Annotated in this window: 16 protein-coding genes; 3 read left to right on the top strand and 13 right to left on the bottom strand. The window is 49.7% G+C overall.

Going from position 1 to position 19,668, the window contains the following annotated elements; translation table 11 throughout:
* Positions 1 to 23: 23 nt before the first annotated feature.
* The 3 genes from BBG47_RS01765 to BBG47_RS01755 form a co-directional block, all read right to left on the bottom strand.
* Positions 24 to 1,928 (bottom strand): bifunctional homocysteine S-methyltransferase/methylenetetrahydrofolate reductase, encoded by a 1,905-nt coding sequence (locus tag BBG47_RS01765; protein WP_065290280.1) that lies wholly within the window; start codon positions 1,926 to 1,928, stop codon positions 24 to 26.
* A gap of 252 nt (positions 1,929 to 2,180) precedes the next feature.
* Positions 2,181 to 3,011: a diaminopimelate epimerase gene (gene dapF / locus BBG47_RS01760; protein WP_065290279.1), complete on the bottom strand. Its 831-nt coding sequence runs from the start codon at positions 3,009 to 3,011 to the stop codon at positions 2,181 to 2,183.
* Positions 3,012 to 3,174: 163 nt separating this feature from the next.
* Positions 3,175 to 6,009, bottom strand: coding sequence for a cation-translocating P-type ATPase (locus BBG47_RS01755; protein WP_065290278.1), 2,835 nt, complete (start codon positions 6,007 to 6,009; stop codon positions 3,175 to 3,177).
* A 330-nt stretch (positions 6,010 to 6,339) separates the two neighbouring features.
* On the opposite strand from BBG47_RS01755, the gene BBG47_RS01750 reads away from it, so the two are divergent.
* Complete coding sequence (locus tag BBG47_RS01750; protein WP_065290277.1) at positions 6,340 to 8,157, top strand: Rqc2 family fibronectin-binding protein; 1,818 nt, start codon at positions 6,340 to 6,342, stop codon at positions 8,155 to 8,157.
* A 135-nt stretch (positions 8,158 to 8,292) separates the two neighbouring features.
* On the opposite strand, the gene BBG47_RS01745 is transcribed toward BBG47_RS01750, so the two are convergent.
* From BBG47_RS01745 to BBG47_RS01705, 9 genes are all read right to left on the bottom strand, one after another.
* Positions 8,293 to 9,240: a PHP domain-containing protein gene (locus tag BBG47_RS01745; protein WP_094183115.1), complete on the bottom strand. Its 948-nt coding sequence runs from the start codon at positions 9,238 to 9,240 to the stop codon at positions 8,293 to 8,295.
* A complete protein-coding gene (locus tag BBG47_RS01740) occupies positions 9,237 to 10,151 on the bottom strand; it encodes a selenium metabolism-associated LysR family transcriptional regulator (protein WP_065290275.1) in 915 nt (304 codons plus the stop codon). Before BBG47_RS01740 ends, BBG47_RS01745 begins: the two co-directional genes overlap by 4 nt.
* A 185-nt stretch (positions 10,152 to 10,336) precedes the next feature.
* A complete protein-coding gene (locus BBG47_RS01735; protein WP_021256666.1) occupies positions 10,337 to 10,774 on the bottom strand; it encodes a hypothetical protein in 438 nt (145 codons plus the stop codon).
* A gap of 207 nt (positions 10,775 to 10,981) precedes the next feature.
* Entirely contained in the window at positions 10,982 to 11,245 is a 264-nt protein-coding gene (locus BBG47_RS01730) for a YlbG family protein (protein ID WP_021256667.1), read from the bottom strand.
* Between the two features lie 30 nt (positions 11,246 to 11,275).
* On the bottom strand, positions 11,276 to 11,695 hold the full coding sequence (locus BBG47_RS01725; protein ID WP_065290334.1) for a YlbF/YmcA family competence regulator: 420 nt from the start codon (positions 11,693 to 11,695) through the stop codon (positions 11,276 to 11,278).
* Between the two features lie 91 nt (positions 11,696 to 11,786).
* Positions 11,787 to 13,766 (bottom strand): helicase-associated domain-containing protein, encoded by a 1,980-nt coding sequence (locus tag BBG47_RS01720; RefSeq protein WP_065290274.1) that lies wholly within the window; start codon positions 13,764 to 13,766, stop codon positions 11,787 to 11,789.
* Positions 13,726 to 15,432: a DNA repair helicase XPB gene (locus BBG47_RS01715; protein WP_065290273.1), complete on the bottom strand. Its 1,707-nt coding sequence runs from the start codon at positions 15,430 to 15,432 to the stop codon at positions 13,726 to 13,728. The genes BBG47_RS01720 and BBG47_RS01715 overlap by 41 nt, the downstream gene beginning before the upstream one ends.
* Before the next feature lie 134 nt (positions 15,433 to 15,566).
* A complete protein-coding gene (locus BBG47_RS01710; RefSeq protein WP_021256671.1) occupies positions 15,567 to 15,992 on the bottom strand; it encodes a CBS domain-containing protein in 426 nt (141 codons plus the stop codon).
* Positions 15,993 to 16,209: 217 nt separating this feature from the next.
* A complete protein-coding gene (locus BBG47_RS01705) occupies positions 16,210 to 17,400 on the bottom strand; it encodes a M20 metallopeptidase family protein (RefSeq protein ID WP_065290272.1) in 1,191 nt (396 codons plus the stop codon).
* 211 nt (positions 17,401 to 17,611) lie between these two features.
* Between BBG47_RS01705 and BBG47_RS01700 the strand changes: the two genes are divergently transcribed.
* Both BBG47_RS01700 and ftsW read left to right on the top strand, forming a co-directional pair.
* On the top strand, positions 17,612 to 17,953 hold the full coding sequence (locus BBG47_RS01700; RefSeq protein WP_065290271.1) for a YugN family protein: 342 nt from the start codon (positions 17,612 to 17,614) through the stop codon (positions 17,951 to 17,953).
* A gap of 34 nt (positions 17,954 to 17,987) precedes the next feature.
* Positions 17,988 to 19,226 carry a putative lipid II flippase FtsW gene (gene ftsW, locus BBG47_RS01695; RefSeq protein WP_065290270.1) on the top strand — a complete coding sequence of 413 codons (1,239 nt, stop codon included), beginning with the start codon at positions 17,988 to 17,990 and terminating at the stop codon, positions 19,224 to 19,226.
* A 36-nt stretch (positions 19,227 to 19,262) separates the two neighbouring features.
* Here the strand turns inward: ftsW and BBG47_RS01690 are convergent, their stop codons facing one another.
* Entirely contained in the window at positions 19,263 to 19,652 is a 390-nt protein-coding gene (locus BBG47_RS01690; protein ID WP_021256675.1) for an Asp23/Gls24 family envelope stress response protein, read from the bottom strand.
* Positions 19,653 to 19,668 lie beyond the last annotated feature (16 nt).

Genomic DNA, 19,668 nt, shown 5'->3' with positions numbered 1-19,668 from the left:
ATCCATTACCCTATTTTAATTGATTATGTCAGACGATACAAGGGGTCTGCCTGGCGTTCCGCTTTTTCCCATACATACTGGGTCAATTCGGCTGTCATTTCATAGAACATGAACGGCGTCATGAAGTAGATGCCCTTAAAATGGGTAAGCGCGACATCCAGCAGTTCCTTCGCGATGGCGACCCCTTCCTTGCGCCCAGCTTCCCCTTCTAATCCGTTCATTCTACTACGTACTTCATCGGACAGTTCGATACCGGGTACCTCATTGTGGAGATATTCAGCATTGCGTCCGCTCGCAAGCGGCATAATCCCGATAAAGACTGGTACATTAAGATGTTTCGTACCTTCTGCTATCCGTACAATTAACTCTTTATCATAGACGGGCTGCGTCATAATGTAATCCGCACCGGCCTCGATTTTCCGTTCCAAACGCGCAATCGCTTTATCCAGATGCTTCACATTCGGATTAAATGCGCCGCCAACGACGAACTTCGCCTTCTGCTTGAGCGGCTTGCCTGAGAATGCGAGACCACTATTCAACTGCTTAATCATCCGAATGATCTCGAAAGAGGTCATGTCGTATACCGAGCTCGAGTCAGGAAGATCACCGAATCGGGCCGGATCTCCCGTTACAGCGAGCACATGGTCAATGCCAAGTGCATGAAGGCCCATCATGTGGGACTGAGTTCCTATCAGATTGCGATCTCGGCATGCAATATGGACAAGCGGGCGAATGCCGACTTTATCAAGTGCCATGTAACCAAGAGCCAAGTTGCTCATTCTGGTAACGGCAAGCGAATTATCTGCCAACGTCAGGGCGTCAACCCCCGCCTCCTTCAATACCTGCGCACCCTTCATGAACTTCGATACATCCAGATCACGAGGCGGATCCAGCTCTACGATGACTGTATGACGTGATCGCACCATATCGACTATTGATTCCTCAGCATCGTGTCCATGATCACAGCCGTCATAGCAAGCAGCACCGTCATGCCAAAGCATAGATTCTGATTCCTCTTCAATAATGATGCTTTCCACAGGCTGCACAGGGAGCTCAGGAACTTCTACATCCCGGAGTGCTTCTACGATCGCCGCAACATGTTCAGGTGTCGTTCCGCAGCAGCCGCCGACAATCCGAGCACCCATCTGCACGAATTTAACCGCGCTTTGCGCCATATATTCTGCGGATGCAACGAAGTTGTAGCGTCCATCGACATAATCAGGCAGACCTGCATTGGGGAATGCAGACAACGGCAGGTCGATACGCCCTTGAACACCCTCAAGCGCACGCAGCACGCCATTCGGACCCATATGGCAGTTCAATCCTACTACATCCGCTCCATCGTCACGCAAGACGCGGAATGCTTCCAGCAAGCTCTTGCCATCCTTCGTTCTCCGAGATTCCTCCACGGCGAATTGACAGATTACAGGAACATCTTGATCCAGTTCACGCACCACTTGCAAGGCAAGACGCATTTCTTCCAGATCGTAGAAGGTCTCAAACATAATGCCGTCAACGCCTTCTTCCAGCATGGCCGACATCTGTTCATGATAATCTCGAATGACTTGGTTGGTATGAACATTCTCACGTTTACCTGCTCGAATAGAACCCAGCGCACCTATCACATAAGCTTGATTTCCTGCTGCTTCACGGGCAAGGCGGACAGCCGCTCTATTAATATCCTTAACGAGATGCTCTTTGCCATGTCTGTAGAGCTTCTCCCGATTCGCAGTGAATGTATTCGTCTCTAGCAGACCCGCACCTGCATCCACATACTGCTTATGGATATTGCGGATTACATCTGGGTCGGTAACATTCAGTATTTCATACGAGATACCAACAGGATACCCAAGTTGATACAAATACGTCCCCATTGCACCATCGCCAATTATGATTTGCTCGTGCAGTGCTTCCCGAAAGTTCTTCATCCTGTCTCGCACCCCAATCTCCCATCGTTGGTGAATCCTCTGTATATAGTAGTAACTTGCTTAGTAAACATTCTATCAAGAAACCGCGGTTCATCAAGTAAAATCGCCCATTTTGTTCGTCTTTTTTTGAAAATCTCATAGAATTTCCACCAAAATACTGTGTTATACGTACATCACAGCATAAAAAAGAGGCCAGCTGCATCGACTACAGCGACCCCTCATGTTCTCAACTCATCCAGTTTATTAAGTTCCTTACTCCCATACTCCATCAAATACAAATGTTGCAGGCCCTGTCATGTAAACATGATTATCCGCAGCATTCCATTCAATAAATAAGTCTCCTCCTGCAAGCGATACGGTTGCCGCTCTGTCCGTCAACCCATTAAGCACACTCGATACGAGCGTCGCGCAAGCGCCTGTTCCACATGCAAGAGTAGCCCCTGCTCCCCGCTCCCATACTCGCATCGTGACATGATCGCGTGTATGAATAGAGACAAACTCTACATTGATGTTCCGCGGAAAATAAGAGTGACTCTCCAACAGCGGCCCCCATCCATGGATATCGAACGTTGCTGCATCATCCACATAGATGACACAGTGTGGATTACCCATAGATACTGCCGTAAACGTAAATGCGTGGCCGCCTGCTTCAATTGGCTGGTCAATGACAGCAGGCTTATCAAATACCGTCGGTACCTGCAGCCCTTCAAGCACTGGCTCTCCCATATCTACACGCACAGCATGGACGCATCCGTCCTCACGAATGATCTGAACATGCTGCACACCAGCCTGAGTCTCGATCGTAAGCTCATCTCGCTTCACATATCCATGCTCCACGACATAGGTCGAGACACATCGAATCGCATTACCGCACTGTTCAGCTTCTGACCCATCCGAATTAATAATTCGCATTCTCACATCAGCAGATTCAGAAGGCAATATATATACAAGACCGTCAGCACCAATACCGAAATGGCGATTACAGACTGCAACCGCCAACTCAGATACGTTAGCTGGAAGCTCCTGCTCTCCATAAACAATAACGAAGTCATTGCCGAGTCCATGCATCTTTGTAAATTTCATCGCAATCAACCTTTCATACGGCAAACTCAGTTTGCATTATTGACCACATTCGAGTCATTCATAACAACTCAAATTTTACCGAATAAAGGCTTGTTAATCTATAAACCTAGCGGATCAATATTTGCACTTTTCGCATAAATATATTCTTCAACATTTACCAACTTCAAGCCGCTCTTCGATTGGAGGTATAGGCGGGATTCGCCCCACTTGGCCGTCCCGACTTCTTGCCGGACAAGACTGATCCGATCCCCATCAAGAAGGTTGGAATGCCAGCCATGACAAATGTAATCGCCCAATCTCTGAAGTTGAGCGGAACCGTCTTGAATATTGGCTGCAACGGCTCGATATAGAGCACACCAAGCAGAAGCACAACCGAGGAGGCAACTGCCAGCACCAAGTAGCGGTTCTGCAAGAAATTCCGATGGAAAATCGAACGAGAGCTTCGGCAATCAAACACATGAATAAGCTGGGCTAGTACGAGTGTCGCAAATGCGACGGATTGAGCTTTCGTAAGCTGTGCAGCACTGTCTGGATCCGTACTCCATGTAAGCCAAAATGCGATTAGCGTACAAACCCCAATCAAGATGCCTCGGCTAATAATTTTCCAACCCAATCTCCGTGAGAAGATACTTTCCTTTGCAGACCGCGGCCGATGCTCCATTAAATCCTTCTCAGGCTGATCGACGCCGAGCGCCATTGCAGGCAGCCCGTCAGTCACCAGATTCACCCATAAAATTTGTATCGGTACAAGCGGCAAGGGAAGTCCTAGAATCATGGCAAGAAACATGACTAATATTTCCCCTACGTTCGAAGCTAGTAAGTATCGTATAAATTTGCGAATATTCTCGTAAATGCCGCGTCCTTCCTCAATGGCCGCTACGATCGTTGCAAAATTATCATCGCTCAGGATGAGCGACGAGGCTTCTTTGGTTACATCGGTACCTGTTTTCCCCATCGCAATGCCGATATCTGCAGCCTTAATGGCAGGAGCATCATTGACACCGTCCCCTGTCATCGCCACAACATGACCCCTGCGCTGTAATGCCTTAACGATTCTCAGCTTATGCTCTGGCGAAACCCTCGCATATACATAGGCATTGTCCACGACCTTATCCAGCGCATCATCATCCATCATAGCAAGCTGCACTCCGCTCATCGTTAATCCGCCGCGCGGGATGATGCCGAGCTGATTGGCGATCGCTTCTGCAGTCAATTGATGATCACCCGTAATCATTACCGTCTTAATTCCAGCACGTCTGCAGATAGCAATGGCTTCTCTTGCCTCGCGGCGCGGCGGATCAATCATACCCGCTAATCCTGCGAACACGAGCTGGGATTCCACTGCAGATTCATTCTCCGCATCTTCACTGGGTTTCATTTCACGATAGGCAAGCCCCAGTACACGGAGCGCCTGCTTCGCCATAGCTTCGTTCGCTGCTAATGCCTTCTGCTTCAATGTCGCCGTGAATGGAACGACCTTGCCATCCCACAGTGCATAGCTGCACCGTTCAAGCAGCACATCAGGCGCACCCTTCACCAAAGCGAGACGACCACCCTGATGCTTCACAATGACAGACATCCGCTTGCGATCCGAGTCAAAGGAAATTTCTCCAACGCGTTCATACACGGCGGACAATGACTGCGGCGTCATCCCTAACTTCGCAGCCAGTACAACCAGTGCTCCTTCTGTTGGATCACCCTTAATGTCCCAGATCGGCCTCAGCTCTTCCTTTTCTTTGCCCGCAGCTTGCTTACCGTTCTTCCCCTTTTTACGTTCAGACGGAGCGGCTTGTTGTTCGGTCGGATAAGATTCGATAAGGGTGGCATTATTGCACAATGCACTGATCTGCAGCACTCGGCGCAGAGACTGATCGTGCTTCAAATCCAACTGCTTGCCTAGTTCTGTAATTTGTCCAGTCGGCTCAAATCCTTCCCCGCTAACTTCAAGTGAACGACCACCTGTCCATATGCGGGTTACCGTCATCTTATTCTGCGTAAGTGTTCCTGTTTTGTCCGAGCATATGACAGAGGCGCACCCTAACGTCTCCACTGACGGCAGCTTGCGAACGATAGCCTTGCGCTTAATCATGCGCTGAACGCCCAGGGCCAGCGCAATCGTAACGATCGCTGGCAATCCTTCGGGAATTGCAGCAACAGCCAAGCTGACACCCGCCAAAAACATCGTCATCGCGGGTTGTCCATGCATAATACCAGCAGCCACAACCACTACCGTCACCAGAAGGGCGACGATAATTAGAATTTTGCCTAGTTGCTCAAGCCGATGCTGCAGCGGAGTATCCATCGATTCGGTGTTTTCGATTAGATCGGCGATTTTCCCCATCTCGGTGTCCATACCTGTTCGGATAACAACGCCTTTGCCGGAGCCGCGGGTAACCATCGTGCCCATGAATCCGATATTTTTCATATCTCCTAATGGGATATCTTCCTTATCTATCGGCTTGGCATGCTTGCCAACAGGTACCGACTCTCCGGTCAAGGCAGATTCCTCAGCATACAAGCTGTTCGTCTCAAACCAACGGATGTCGGCAGGCACACGATCTCCACTCTCCAGAAGCACGATGTCCCCGGGTACAAGCTCACTCGCGGGCACACTGCGCACTTGCTTGTTGCGAAGCACATTGGCCGTAGGCGCAGACATCTGCTTTAATGCATGAAGCGATCGTTCCGCTCTAAACTCTTGAATGAAACCGAGTACAGCATTCAGTGAAATAATCGCAATAATCGTTATGGCATCAAGATACTCTCCGAGTATCCCAGATACGAGCGTAGCACCGGCAAGAACCAGTACCATGAAATCTTTAAATTGGTTTAAAAACAAGGTGATCGGCGAGATGCGCGCTCCTTCAGACAGCTCATTATGCCCGAAACGCGTTTGGCGAGACGCCGCTTCTTCATCAGAGAGCCCTTCTTCCCTGTGGACTCCCAGCGCTTGAAGCAATTGCTCCGAAGATGCCTGGTGCCACTTCATTTGATCCATGGTTCGTACCCCTTTCCATTCCCGTTATTGTTCCGTATGATAGCCTTGCAAAAGTGTCCAAGCAGACAGCCTCTACGCTATAGGTATTCGGACGAGTCCAAAAATATCCCAACGATCCAAGAGACACTTAAGTTTTCATTAAAAATATGGCATGATAGGAGATACAGCATATTGACGTCCGTCATATGCGCTTTTGTTCACAAATGAAGGATGATCAGTTCCCGCTACTAGAACGAAGCACGGTATATGTAGAGCATATGCTCAGATATACCGCTTGCTGCGGCAGGCTTGCCGAGGAATTGAATTTCGATAGACAGGAGTTAGTTCATAATGTCATTAGATGGAATTGTAACCCGTGCCCTCGTCGATGAACTGCAACAGACGGTAGGCGCTCGCATTCTTAAATTATATCAACCTACCGAACACGACTTGATTCTGCATATCCGAACGGGAGGCAAAAATCGCAAACTGCTGCTCTCCGCCAACCCAACGTATCCGCGCATTCATTTTACAGAGCATTCGTACATGAACCCGCCGGAACCGCCAATGTTCTGCATGCTCATGCGCAAACATTGCGAGGGCGGCGTTATTGAGAAGATCGAGCAGATTGGCCGGGAACGTATTGTACATATTACCGTTCGTTCGCGGGATGAGCTTGGAGATGAATCACTGAAGAAGATCATCATTGAGCTTACAGGCAGACACAGTAACATTATCATTGTTGAACCGTCATCATTCACCATTATTGACGGCATTCATCATGTCACTCCTGCCATCAGCAGCTTCCGCATCGTCATGCCTGGATTCACATATACGGCACCGCCTGAACAGCACAAACTGGATCCGCTGAGCGTGGAACCCGCTACCTTCCTATCCATGTTTGTGGAGCAGGCGGAAGAGTCAGCGGAACAACCGGAACAACGCATCGACTCCAAATTTTTGTCCAAATGGCTTGTCCAGCACTTCTCGGGTGTGAGCCCACGATTGGCCGATGAGATCGTATGGCGTACAGGATTGTACGCTGTACCAACCGCCACGGAATCCACCGAGGAGACGCGTACACCGGAAACATTAGCCCAGCACCTGAGCGAAGCCTTTCTCCAAGCAATGGACGATGTCGCTAATCAGCGGTACAAGCCTACCCTGCTTGCAGATGAACGCGGTAAAACGTATTTTTCAGCGCTGAATATTACCCATATTCACGGGGAAGCTCGATACTTCGATACAATGAGTGACTGTATGGAGCACTTTTATGGGGACAAGGCCGAGCGCGACATGATTAAGCAGCGTGTTGGCGATTTGTTCCGCTTCCTGCAACAGGAGCATACGAAGAATGCGAAGAAACTCGACAAATTAGAGGAAACGCTCAATGAAGCACAGGATGCGGATCGATTACGCATTATGGGTGAGCTGTTATTTGCATCCCTGCATATGATTACGAAGGGAGATAGAGATATCACACTCATCAATTATTACGATGAGAACGGTGCGTCCATGACGATACCGCTTGATCCGCTGCTCACTCCTTCAGACAATGCACAGCGTTATTTCAAAAAATATAATAAAGCTAAAAACAGCATCGCCGTCGTCCAAGAACAAATGTCTGCTGCCAAAGAGGAAAATCGCTATTTTGAAACGCTTATGCAGCAGTTGGAGGATGCAACGGTGCAAGATGCACAGGAAATTCGAGAGGAGCTTGTTGGCCAAGGCTACTTGCGTGACCGGGGCCGCAAGGACAAGCGGAAGAAGAAGGATGGACGTCCAACCATCTATTGCTACACGTCATCGGAAGACATTCCAATCTACGTAGGCAAAAATAATTTGCAAAATGAATATGTAACCAATCGCCTCGGCAAGCCGAACGATACTTGGCTGCACACCAAGGATATCCCTGGATCACATGTTGTCATACGCAGCGAACAGTTCGGAGATGCGACATTAGAGGAAGCAGCCCAGCTTGCCGCTTATTTCAGTCAGGCGAAGCATTCCAGCCAGGTGCCTGTTGACTATACACTTATCCGCCATGTGCGGAAGCCTAACGGAGCCAAACCTGGGTTCGTCATCTACGAACGTCAGAAAACGTTGTTCATTACCCCTGATGCAAAACGCATTGAGGGCATGAGCCTGACCGTGAAGCAGGGCGGCTAACCGCAGTCTTGCACAGTATGGCCAACCCGCTCGCATACGAAGAAGACCTGCTAATCAGCAGGTCTTCTTCTCTATTCGTTCATGTTGATCCTGTTAAGGAGTATCCCGATTTGCTAGGTCTTAGTTCATTTTCATTTAGCTTCTTTGCTTCGCTTGATATTGCTCTGACCGCTCTTGAAGCTGCTGAACCATTTGCTCATGAACCCTACGTCCGCCCAAAGCCCCATGGAATACATCCCCCTTGCGCGCACCGTGGAAGTCAGAGCCTGCCGTTTGCAGCAAGTCTCTTGCACTTGCCATCTCGCTATAACGCTTCGCGTCCTCTTCCGAATGATCCGAATGCCATACCTCTATGCCATCCCATGGCGCCGCATCCAGCAACTGAATGACCAGATAATCACGATGGTAGATGCCCGGATGTGCCATAACTGCAGCACCGCCCGCTTCATGAATCCACCGCACTGCCTCTTGTGGCCGTATGCGCGGCGGGTTCACATAAGCCTTGCCGCCAGCACCCAAATACTCATCGAAAGCCTCCTTCATATTACGAACAATGCCTCGGCGAACCAAGGCATCCGCGATATGGGGACGTCCTACCGTCTCGCCTGGAGACAGCGGCCGCCCAAGCTCGGACACCACTTCCTCCATCGTCAGTGGAATTCCCAGCTCCGTCAGCTTCGCTACAAGCATTTCATTGCGGCGATCCCGCACAGCTCTCAAATCAGCCAACCGCTCCAGCAATCCCGCATCCTCAATATCTAAGAAATAACCGAGCACATGAATATCAATTCCTTCTTCCACCGTACTGATCTCAACCCCCGGTACGATGTGAATGCCATACTGTGCGCCGGCCTCAATCGCTTCAGGCACACCAAGCACCGTGTCATGATCGGTAATCGCCAGAGCCCTCAGACCCGCTAAATGGGCGAGCCGCACATTATAGGCAGGCGATGTCATCCCATCTGAAGCTATCGTATGGGTATGCAGATCCGCCCCGCCTGGCTCAACACTAGAACCGCCCATTCCTTTTCTTGCAAACAACATCGTCTCATCCACTTGAATGTCATCCTCATGCTTATTCATCGTAATAGCTCCTTATCATGTCGATTGCGAAGCATCGTCAGCAGTGCAGTCGCAGGCAGCGACAGCAGATCCGCTTGGGCATGAACCGCATAAAATTGCCGCTTCATGCTCACCTGCTGAATACGAACAGTCTTCAGCAGCCCGAGCGCTTCTTCATGCCGTACAACATACGGCGACAGCATCGTTACGCCAATTCCTGCCTCTACAGCAGATTTCACCGCTCCCGTGCTTCCTAGCTCCATCACAACATGTAGCTTCTCGGGGTCAACTCCCTGCTGGCGAAGCGCTTCCTCCATCACAATGCGCGTACCCGATCCCATTTCCCGCAGCACAAATGGATAAGACAGCACGTTCTCAAGCTTCACTTCACTAACCGCTGCCAGCGAGTGATCCCGCGGCACAACCAGCAGCAGCTCATCCTCCATAATCGGCTCGACATGAATATCATTATCCGCTACCGGAGCTTCCACGAGCCCGAGATGCAGCTGTTGACTGCGAATCCCCTCTACAATTTGCGAGCTGTTCATCACACGCATATGGATGTCCAAATGCGGGTGCAGCTTGGCAAAATGACCGAGGATCGGCGGCAACATATATTCACCAATGGTCAAACTCGCTGCAAGCACAAGCTTGCCATGCAAGTCGAGTGTATAATTTGACATTATTTCCTCTGTTTCGCGAACAAGCTCCATACAACGCTGTGCATAAGGGAACAGCTTATGGCCCGCCTCAGACAATTGCAGCTTCTTCGTAGAACGGTGCAGCAGCTTCGTTCCGAAATACTCTTCCAATGCCTGAATCTGCATCGTTACCGCCGGCTGGGTCATATGCAGCGCTTGCGCAGCAGCCGAGAAACTTCCTCTTGTTGCGACGTTATAGAAAATATGCAGCTGATGAAAATTCAACCCCATACGCCTTTCCCCTCTTTCCTAACTCTTCTGCTCTATTATAGCGTAAATCCGTAAGATCAATAAGACTTCTCCTCCCACTGATATCATTGCCGCACCAACTCAGCTCGATGCTGTTGCCAAATCAAAAAAACCAATCAGATGATCTGATTGGCCTATTATATATGCGATGCAACCCGGGGAAGCATTCATCTATGTTTGCGGCTATTCTTCACCAACGTCATGCGCCGCGAATGCCGCAGCCATGAATAATATGTCTTCAAATCACGCAGTTCCATCGTCTCCGACATCTTGCCAAGAAAGGTAACGATGATCATCTTAGACAATGGATCGCCTGCCAAATCGAACTCCGTGTCCGACTCCACGAACTCAGCTACCACAACCAAATCATCATCGATCAAGAACACATCCTGCTCATTGCGATAGTAAGAGATGATCCGGTTCTGCTTCAAGCTGTCCCATATGAACGCTGCTATAGACTCAATATCCGCCTCTTCCTTCGCGATACGATCATTCCAGCGAGCCCGTGCATGATTCGTAATGACAACATTGGCTACTTTCTTATCGCCTAACAACACATAGAAAGGTTCATAGGTGCTCCATCGATTCATTACTTTGTCTCTCATTGGCTTCACCACTCTCCACCATGTTAGGTCTTTATATCTATGTATATATACCCAATATATTACATGATGCGCCAACTGTTCACAAGTTCAGGACAGAACTTTTTCCCTCATTTTAGGAAATCTTTAACATAAAATCGGAAATTACAAAAAAATAGCAGCCCCCTCCAAATAGAATGGAGAGTTCTGCTATTCTGCTCTAATCTGATTTTACATACCATAAAAACGAGTTTTGTCTGGAACATCCTTACTGTATTCCGTTTTAATCTCATTTCGATACGAGCGCTCAATCTTCTTCACGTAATTCAAGCGTTTCACATTTTTGACCGTCTCTTCTGCCTTCTCCGCATTTACATAAAGAACAGCATACTGCATCTTCTTCGATACATAGTGAAGCGTTCCGTATTTATCCAAGTTGCGCGCAGCCTTCACATCGTTTACCCAAATGATATACCCCGTCCGTTCAGGAATCATAACTCTCCTCGCTTTCCCCTAGCCGAGCTGCTATGAACAACTGCTGCAGCCGCCGCTGCAACCTCCGCTCCCACATCCACCTTTCGGTTGTGGATCATTGCTCGGCACCTTGATCGTCTCAGATACTGCAAGAGCAATTGTTTCTGACAAGTTGTGCAGCAGCTTATCGACTGCTTCCTCAGCTTGCTTGAATTGAAATACTTCTTCTATAGACTCCAGCTCATGCTGTACAGCGAGCACTTCATCCTTCGCCTTATGATAATCGGGATGGAAGTGACCAAATCGCTCCGCTTCTTCAAACCTTTCCTTCTTACGGGCAAATTCGCGTAAGAGCTGCTTAACCTGCTCATTGCCTTCCATGCGTTCTTTCCACATCACATAATCGGCAACCTCTATTGACTGGTTGATCATGTCGCCTAATTCATATGCATTGGTGAGCAGAACGGCCATATCGGCAACATCTTGCTTTTCTTCTATTGGCACGTTATCACGCTCAATTCTTTTGAAAGTATTGCGATTGAGGGCATACAGCAGTCCAACCCTACAGCAGCCCCTCCGGTACGATCAAGCGAACCTTGTCCCACTTCTCAGGAGACAGGTTGACAGGCTTGTCGCTCGACAGGCACGGCAATACGTAAGCTGTTACCGCCCAGCTCTTGTCATCGGACACCTTCGAGGTTAGCGGCACAATCACGTGCGATCGCCCCTCTTCCTCGACTTCAAGCTGTGTCTGATGCCGAATGGCCGCCATCACCATATCACGCTTCGTTGAAGTATGATAGGGCCGCAATGCCTTCGTCCATTGGCTGGAAATGTCGTCGTAGCTATTCTCATCAACATCCTGCGCCATCGAACCGGTATCCATTTCATAATACTGCAATGAGGATGGACTGTAAACTGGCCCTTCATGATCTGCTTCCAGTTCCTCTTGTTCGCGTACCACATCCTGCCACAGACATGGCATGCGCATCCGCTCTTCTCCACCCCAGCGCTGCAAGGGCGGCAGCTCGAAGCGAGTCAGCTGATTGGATACTTCATCAACATGTTCCCGATCGACAATATAATCGAGGGCACCTGCGGGAATAAGCCATCTCTTGAGCGGCTCAGAGCTGTCCATTGCGGACTGTACAGCCTGGGCTGTATCCGCATCTGTACAACGAAGCAGAATGACTTCTGCGAACTGAACTCTCCCGTATTGACGGCCCCACATTTCGATTGCATCGCGTACATTCTCCGGTACTCCCGTCAGCGAGCATCTCTCTAGAAACGACAGAACCGACTGAACCGAGCGGCCATGCTCCAATCCGTTCTCGAACGAATCACGAGTCAAGCGATACGTATCCATCTGATCGGACTTCCACAGTTCGGCAAAGACCTCCAATTCGAAACGAATGAGAAATGAGGTGTGAGGCGGCACCATAATCTCAAAATCGGGCTGGACGAATAGAACGCGTTGTTGTACTCCTTCTTCCTGTTGTATGCTGCGGAACATCCAGCATCCATCCGACGTACCAACATCGCACAACCCTAAGGAGTGGGCTGTTCTCAGCCAGTCCCGAATCTGCTCCCGCACCGCCTCATATGTATGTTCATCATCTTCGAGCCACCCAAGATGCCGACAAGCGTTCACAATGCTCTCTTCTGAGCTCCACTTGCGCAAACTTCCATAATAAAGTGCGGAGTAAGCAATATGTCTTGCCAACGCCTCATTAGGCAAATAGTGCTCAATCACAACTTCGGCTATAGCTCGAAGTGCTTCGTGCGAAGGCAAGCTGAACCACCACTTCAACTGTTCAATCTGCACCACATAGCTAGTTGGGTCTTTACGCAGCAGCCCAAGCCGGAGAGCCATATCCAGCACGATGGCTACATGAATAGGCAACGACTCTGCAAACGGAATTTTGATGTTCCAAAATGCAAGTGCTTGTCCATCCAAACGAAGCAAGGAATCAAGCCGCGTGATCGCTCTCTTATGCAGGTTCCCCTTAGCCGTAAGCGGAAGGCCTTCATTCATGGCGTATACGAGCATTTGGAACAAATCAGTCAGCATCCCCTTGGAAGCTTCTACCGAGATTACACCGCCTCCAGAGAGAGGATGAAGCGAATACAGGAATGCATCTCCCATTTCCGCTCCTTCCGGTACGCAATCATACTTCGAGAACGCATCGTCTAGACGCATTGCAAGCAAATGCACGTATATGTCCTTCGGAATGAACAAAAGCCGCTCTCCCCAGGATGTTCGGACACTTGCCAACAGACCTGACTTCAACAACGATCCGCAAGCAGCACGCAGCATCGCCCCTGTTGCCTGAGGGCCATGCCATTTGCGCAGGGAATCCAATGCGAAAGGGAGAGTAGCAGATCGATCGAGCATGACATCGTACGAGACTCTATGCTCCTCAGACAGTGCTGCATATGCCTCGGCAATCCGGTCAGGATTATCGTTGAATGTTCTCCACTGCTGGCTGCGTGGATGCTCCTTATCCTGTTCCGTTCGCTTCCATAGTTGATACGTATTCATGGCTGCCCTCCTGTTGCTCAATTGCATATTGGTACCCCTGTTCCACGAGGAACCGCTGTCGCTTCAAGGCGTAATCCCGCTCCTTCGTATCTTCGCTCACAACTGAATAGAAGCTTGCTTGTCTCCCATCCGCCTTGGGACGAAGCAGTCTACCTAACCGCTGGGCCTCCTCCTGCCTTGATCCGAAGCTTCCAGACACTTGTATCGCTACCGTAGCATCCGGCAAATCCACAGCAAAGTTAGCAACCTTGGAGACAATCAACACTTGTATCGCTCCTTGCTTGAACTGCGTATACAACTGCTCCCGCTCCTCTTGCGGCGTCTTCCCAGTCAATACAGGGGCATTCAGTGACTGCGATAACCGATCCAACTGCTGCAAATATTGCCCGATAACCAAAGTTGGAACACCGGGATGGCGCTGAAGGAGGCGCTTTACAGCCTCTATCTTCAATTCATTTTCTCCCGCGATTCTTGCCTTGTCTCGCTCGCCGGCTTGAAGGTAGTGCCGTCTGCCAGCCTCTGATAAGGGCACACGAACCTCTACACAATCCACCTCGGCAATCCAACCATCCTGCTCCAGCTCCTTCCAAGGGAGCTCATACCGCTTCGGACCAATCAAGGAAAATACATCCCGTTCGCATCCATCCTCACGGACGAGTGTAGCTGTCAAACCAAGCCGTCTAGTTGCCTGTAAATCTGCCGTTGTGCGAAATACAGGAGCCGGAAGCAAATGCACTTCGTCATAAATGATAAGCCCCCAATCCCGCTCATGAAATAAGTGCATATGCTGGCACTCCCCATCCTTGTCTTGACGGTAAGTCATCATTTGGTAGGTAGATATCGTTACCGGCCGTACCTGCTTCGTTCTGCCCGTATATTCGCCAATCTGTTCATCTAACAGGGTCGTTCGCGCCAGTATTTCCCGCTTCCACTGCTTCACTGAAGTTGTATTCGATGTGAGAATCAAAGTCTCGCTTTGCAGTTCAGTCATAGCCGTAATCCCAACGATTGTCTTGCCCGCCCCGCATGGCAGTACAATGACGCCATCTCCCGCAGCACGTTCTTCACTGCCGATAAAAGCCCGTACAGCTTCCCGCTGATAATCCCGTACTCGGAAGCCCCCTTCATCTCGAAACCGGAAATCTAGCGGCTCCCCATCTCTGAATCCAACCCGGTCCACAACCGGATACCCCGCGTTAGCAAGTGCCCGCTTCAAGCGTCCACGATGCTTCGCTAATATAGCCACACAGCCATCCTGCGGCTTCCCTGTGAACAATCTGCCGACCTCTCGATCTGACAACATGCGCTCTAACACTTTCGCATCCTTAGCATGCAAGGTAATGCTGGATTCTTTTTCTTCCCCATTCAGGACGAATAAGCCATACCGCCCCATCCACATCGCGATCTCTTGCTTGGCCTTAACAGGAACAGGGTAGGTTGCATGAGCATCCAGCACCGAGCAGACCATCTCCGCAGTCTTGCCGCTTGCCGCAGCATTCCATAGCGTAATTGGAGTCATTCGAAAGGTATGCAGCCCGTGCGGATTCTTCACCAACTCGGCAAATCCTAACAGAGCTCGGCGTACAACTGAATAGCCATCGGACTGCGCATTAACCAGTATCGTCATGTCCTGCTGAACTGCGAGCGTAAACATCTCTTTCGTCATTTGCCGCACCTCCCTTCGCTTGTTGATTTTTATCTATATAAGAATCCCCGAACTGCCCTTAACACTAAATGCAAAAAAGTCCATCCCTCCTCATAACAGAAGACGAGATGAACTGTACATGTTACATGTCTTGCCTAATGTGTGTAAGGCGATTCAGAAATCTCGCTGAGCGCCTGGCCTGCTTCATCCGCAAATGGCGTCCGTTTCGCTAAGTCGCCGATGGACACGACCCCTACGAGCTTGCCGTTCTTCACGACAGGAAGACGTCTAACTTGCTCTTCAGCCATCAATGCAGCTGCGTCGTCAATCGTCGTATCCGGTGATATGCTAACGATCTCTTCTGTCATAATATGCGAAATCCGTGTGGAACCAGGGTGCTTGGCTGCAATGCCGCGAAGCACCAAATCACGATCCGTTACAGCCCCAACGAGTCGTTCTCCGTCAACTATCGGAATAAATCCCGTATCGTATTGCTTCATCTTGACGGCTGCCTCGTAGATGTTATCCAATACTGTACATGATGCACAGTTTGTCGTCATTACCTCTTGTACCGTTGACATCAGCATCCTCCTATTCAGGCATAGGTTGCCCTAATTGGAGGAGATTATCCAAGGTTATCAACCATTCTCCCAGCATAGTGCGCTCTAATGCTCAGCCACGTATGTAATTGCCGAACACGTATGTAATACTGAATAAGAGGTTAGCTGGCTCAAATTTATTCTCATCCAATGGAGTCTGTTACGTATTCTATACTACTATATCACAGGCAGCCAATGGCTACTTCTTCTCGGCCAATGCATCCATAGCTAATCCGATCAACATCTGACCAGCGGGCAACATGGCAGACTCGTCGAAGTCGAACTTCGGATGATGGTGTGGATAACGAGCGTAGTCCTCGTTTCCAGCACCGACAAGTACGAAGCAGCCTTGAATCTGCTTCACGTAATAGGCAAAATCTTCGGCTGGCATCATCATCTCTGCTTCCCGAACGCAATCCTGCCCCACCACTTCTGCTGCAATGCGGAAGACACGCTCAGCTTCGCTGTTGTCATTCACGAGTGCCGGATAGCCAACTCGAAATTCTAAGTCATATTCAGCTTCGTGCATTGCACAAGTCAGATCTACGATACGCTCGAAGCGCTGACGAAGCAGCTGGCGGACATCCGGATCAAACGAGCGTAATGTCCCCTTCAATTCCGCACGTTCTGCAATCACATTTTGGGTCGTACCCGCCTGTATGGAGCCAATGGATAGTACCGCAGGCTGAAGCGGCGATACGTTGCGGCTAACGATGGATTGCAGCTGCTGCACAAGCGAGGCTCCGATTAATACAGCATCTGTGCACAGATGCGGCATTCCTCCATGCCCGCCCTTCCCTGCAATCGTCAAGCGGAAGTCATCCACAGCCGCCATCATCGGCCCTTGACGCGTAGCTATGATGCCTGTGGGGATCGGTGTCCACAGATGAACGCCGTATATCCGATCTACACCTTCCAGCGCGCCATCACGGATCATAGCCTGAGCGCCGCCAGGGCTTACCTCTTCCGCAGGCTGGAACAGCAATCGTATTTCTCCTGACCAATGGCTTCGATGCTCTGACAGCACCTTAGCTACCGACAGCAGCGTAGCCGTATGTCCATCATGACCACATGCATGCATCACGCCGGCAACCTGTGAACGGTATTCACACTGCTTCTCATCTTGAATCGGAAGCGCATCTATATCTGCACGCAGGGCAACAACTGCACCATCACCATTGCGAATGCGGCCTACCACTCCGTTGCCGCCAATGCCGGTTTCAACCTCAATTCCAAAGGAGCGCAACTGTTCCGCTACAAATGCGGCTGTCTTCGATTCTTCATAGGACAGTTCCGGATTCTGATGCAAGTAACGTCGCCATGCAATCATCTGGTCAAACTGCGCTGACAAAGCTTCCTTCCATAAGGACGATGCCTGAGACACACTCATCCTTCTCTCCCCCTACGTTTCCATTTTCATAATTGTACCATAACATGCATTCTTTCGTAGACATCTTTGCATGATTCTGCCTGAAATATGGAGCCATATCCGCTCCTGCTAGAGGTGTCTTGCGCAAGCGTAGGAAACATACTATCATGGTAGAGAGTAAAGATGGTTGTACTTACAAGGTAGACGAGAACTCGAAGGAGGAAAGTGGTACATGATAATCGAAAATTCTGGCCTGATCGGGCTTGAATCCGACCTTGCTTATCTTGATGAAGCAATGGAGAAGCTCGGTTTCTTTCGCGGCCAATGGGAGTATTACCGTGCTACATACGACTTGAAGCTGGAAACAGGCAGCGAAGACTATTATTTGCGTATTAACACACGGGTGAAGGAAGGCAAGCTGGAGAAGCCAGATGCGATTCTGGCAATCGAAGCGGTCTACATGGGACGTGCGTCTTTCCCGCACGGATTGGATTATGAAACACCCATTCCGCAAGCACAGCTCAACACTGCTACCCAACGCCTGCATCAATTGAAGGAAGCGCTTAGCGCGTAGTGGTTCTCATTTGAGTAGAACAACATATAAACCCATGAAACGAGATACCCCGTCTCCACCAGCCAAAGGCACGCCGGATTTCACCTTGCTCGTGCTTACGTTATTGCTAGTTGGATTCGGTGTCGTCATGGTATATAGTGCGAGTTCTAGTCTGGCTGCCGTTTCTGCTTTATACAACCATGATGCACTTTACTTCGGCAAGCGTCAGCTCATGTGGGCTGGACTTGGATTCATCGCAATGCTCATTGCAATGAATATCCCGTACAGGATGTATAAAAAGTTATTTATCCCTTTATTTATTGCTACGATTATAATGCTAATGCTCGTCCCGTATATAGGTAAGGATGTGAACGGAGCACGCAGCTGGTTTGGCGTCGGTTCAATCGGGATACAGCCTACAGAACTGGCTAAGATATCAATTGTTCTGTACCTAGCCGCCTTAATTACCAAGAAGGGCGAGAAATTTCGAGATTTCAAAAAAGGACTCTTTCCTGTTATGATTATCGTCGGCTTCGTTGTCGGCCTGATCATGCTGCAGCCTGACTTTGGGTCTGCCATGATTCTAGCCTTCTGTGCCGGTGTTATCGTCATTGCAGGCGGAGCCAACCTGAAGCACATCATGAATTGCCTGTTGGTAGGACTGACAGGTGTGATTGTCGTTCTAGGATTGCATTTTTTGTTATCGCCTGGGAAGCTGACGGACGGATATCAATTCGCCCGCATCCAGTCCTGGCTCGATCCCTTTCACGATTCGCAGAATACCAGTTATAATCTCCTGCAATCGTTGAAGGCGATCGCTCATGGCGGATGGACTGGCGCTGGGTTCGGTCAGAGCATCCAGAAGCTGCTCTATCTGCCCTACCCGTATAATGACTTCATCTTCGCTATCATCGCCGAGGAATGGGGCTTTATCGGAACAAGCATATTCCTGATCGTTTATTTGATGTTCATCTGGCGCGGCATCATGATCGCTCTCCGGTGTCCAGATACGTACGGGACACTTGTTAGTGTTGGCATCGTTGGGATTATCGCCGTTCAAGCCTTCATTAACATCGGAGGCGTAACGAGAACGATCCCGATAACCGGTGTCACGCTTCCACTCATCAGTTATGGCGGTTCCTCGCTGCTCATTACGATGGCGAGTATCGGCATATTGCTCAGTGTGTCACGCGAGGCGAATCGGATGAATCATGATAAGAAGCCAATTGGGAGCTTGCCGAATTCCCGCGAGCGAACAACCAAAAAAGACTACCGGCCTCTTAGGTCCGTGTAGTCTTTTTTTTCGTGGTGTGCATGCAAGCATAAGTGCCTATTTACTGATTCGCTGGATCTCTTCCAGTTCCTCATCTTTAAATGCGACGCCCTCAACCTTAACATTAATTTCAACGACGCCTAGTCCGGTCATATTCTGAACCGCTTCGCGGACGTTTAATTGCAACTGGCGGCACACTTCCTGAATTGGCATGCCATACATGACAATCACTCGTAGATCTATAGCGGCTTCCACTTGGCCTACCTCTACAGATACACCCTTTTGTACATTCTTGCCGCTCAATCGCTTCGCCCAGCCTTCGGACAGTCCGCCTGACATAGCAGCAATACCTGGAGTTTCAAGCGCAGCAAGACCAGCGATTGTGGCGACGACATCGTCGGATATCCGAATGTTACCTTCCTGCGTGTTCAATTGTTCCTCAGCCATCGTCATCCTCCTTTCT

It is taken from the genome of Paenibacillus sp. KS1 (assembly GCF_001680695.1).
Lineage (GTDB): Bacteria > Bacillota > Bacilli > Paenibacillales > Paenibacillaceae > Paenibacillus_B > Paenibacillus_B suaedae.
Note: the sequence above shows the minus strand (reverse complement) of the source record. Positions and strands in the feature narration are given on the sequence as shown.

Bases quoted from the DNA above. Each gene is read 5' to 3' on its own strand.
- BBG47_RS01765 (WP_065290280.1), bottom strand. From the start codon at position 1,928: ATGAAGAACTTTCGGGAAGCACTGCACGAGCAAATCATAATTGGCGAT.
- dapF (WP_065290279.1), bottom strand. From the start codon at position 3,011: ATGAAATTTACAAAGATGCATGGACTCGGCAATGACTTCGTTATTGTT.
- BBG47_RS01755 (WP_065290278.1), bottom strand. From the start codon at position 6,009: ATGGATCAAATGAAGTGGCACCAGGCATCTTCGGAGCAATTGCTTCAA.
- BBG47_RS01750 (WP_065290277.1), top strand. From the start codon at position 6,340: ATGTCATTAGATGGAATTGTAACCCGTGCCCTCGTCGATGAACTGCAA.
- BBG47_RS01745 (WP_094183115.1), bottom strand. From the start codon at position 9,240: ATGAATAAGCATGAGGATGACATTCAAGTGGATGAGACGATGTTGTTT.
- BBG47_RS01740 (WP_065290275.1), bottom strand. From the start codon at position 10,151: ATGGGGTTGAATTTTCATCAGCTGCATATTTTCTATAACGTCGCAACA.
- BBG47_RS01735 (WP_021256666.1), bottom strand. From the start codon at position 10,774: ATGAGAGACAAAGTAATGAATCGATGGAGCACCTATGAACCTTTCTAT.
- BBG47_RS01730 (WP_021256667.1), bottom strand. From the start codon at position 11,245: ATGATTCCTGAACGGACGGGGTATATCATTTGGGTAAACGATGTGAAG.
- BBG47_RS01725 (WP_065290334.1), bottom strand. From the start codon at position 11,695: ATGGCCGTTCTGCTCACCAATGCATATGAATTAGGCGACATGATCAAC.
- BBG47_RS01720 (WP_065290274.1), bottom strand. From the start codon at position 13,766: ATGAATACGTATCAACTATGGAAGCGAACGGAACAGGATAAGGAGCAT.
- BBG47_RS01715 (WP_065290273.1), bottom strand. From the start codon at position 15,432: ATGACGAAAGAGATGTTTACGCTCGCAGTTCAGCAGGACATGACGATA.
- BBG47_RS01710 (WP_021256671.1), bottom strand. From the start codon at position 15,992: ATGTCAACGGTACAAGAGGTAATGACGACAAACTGTGCATCATGTACA.
- BBG47_RS01705 (WP_065290272.1), bottom strand. From the start codon at position 17,400: ATGAGTGTGTCTCAGGCATCGTCCTTATGGAAGGAAGCTTTGTCAGCG.
- BBG47_RS01700 (WP_065290271.1), top strand. From the start codon at position 17,612: ATGATAATCGAAAATTCTGGCCTGATCGGGCTTGAATCCGACCTTGCT.
- ftsW (WP_065290270.1), top strand. From the start codon at position 17,988: ATGAAACGAGATACCCCGTCTCCACCAGCCAAAGGCACGCCGGATTTC.
- BBG47_RS01690 (WP_021256675.1), bottom strand. From the start codon at position 19,652: ATGGCTGAGGAACAATTGAACACGCAGGAAGGTAACATTCGGATATCC.